This window comes from Microcoleus sp. OTE_8_concoct_300 (assembly GCF_031383065.1).
GTDB lineage: Bacteria > Cyanobacteriota > Cyanobacteriia > Cyanobacteriales > Microcoleaceae > Microcoleus.
On sequence record NZ_JANMZH010000006.1, the window covers coordinates 1 to 1,020 of the forward strand.

The following is a 1,020-nucleotide window of genomic DNA, read 5'->3' on the forward strand; positions in this document are numbered from 1 at the left end:
AAAACCCTACCAAAAACCAACACCATCACACCAAAAAAATGCTCCGACTCTCCCAAACCCAACTCAAAATCCTCGAAGAATGCCCCCGCAAATTTCAACACAGCTACCTCGAACTACTCGCCACCACCGCCTCCCCAGAACACAAAGAAAAACTCACATGGGGAAGCCACTTTCACCTATTAATGCAGCAGCGAGAACTCGGACTTCCCATTGAATTTATCATCCAACAAGACCCCGAACTGGGACGCTGCGTGGCAGCATTTATCAACACCGCACCCGAACTCTTCGCCAATTCCGAAAATAGCGATCGCATTTTCCGCCAAGCCGAACACCCCCGCACCCTAATTTTCCAAGACTACCTATTCACCGTTATCTATGACTTGCTAATAGCCGAACAAAACGCCGCCCAAATTCTCGACTGGAAAACCTATCCCCGCCCTCAAAAATCAAAATGGATAGCCGAAAGTTGGCAAACTCGCCTCTATTTATACGTCTTAGTAGAAACCAGCGACTATTCCCCCGAACAAGTTTCCATGACATACTGGTTCGTACAATTGCAAGGAGAAGAACCGCCGCAAAAACTCACATTTTATTACAACCAAACTGAACACGATCGCACAAAACAAGATTTAACCCACCTATTGCAGCAGCTAACCGACTGGCGACAGCGCTATACCGAAGGCGGCGAATTCTTACCTCAAGTAGAAATTAGTTCCAATTTGTGCGATTCCTGTCAATTTGCCACTCGCTGCAACCGCACACCAGACACAAAAACTTTCTCACCATATCTTCTCGCAGAAACTCCCACAGATTGGCTGCCAAATCTTGCTATAATCGACGAAATATTTATTTAATATATAAATAAACCCCCGAAATTTTCCTCGTTACTAGGCTCTGCCTGGTAACGCCTATACGGAGGCTCTGCCTCCAATTTTCCCGATATTAAGCGAGGCAGAGCCTCTGCAAATGGGTTCCCAGGCAGAGCCGGGGAACCAGTTACTCGCTTAAGTTTTATTTAAC

General features: G+C 46.4%; 1 protein-coding gene. It reads left to right on the forward strand.

All coding sequences use genetic code 11. The features are described 5' to 3' along the window. On the forward strand, window positions 1–854 hold an 854-nt coding region (locus tag ACUVJL_RS00095), incomplete at its 5' end, for a PD-(D/E)XK nuclease family protein (RefSeq protein ID WP_445243973.1). Window positions 855–1,020 lie beyond the last annotated feature (166 nt).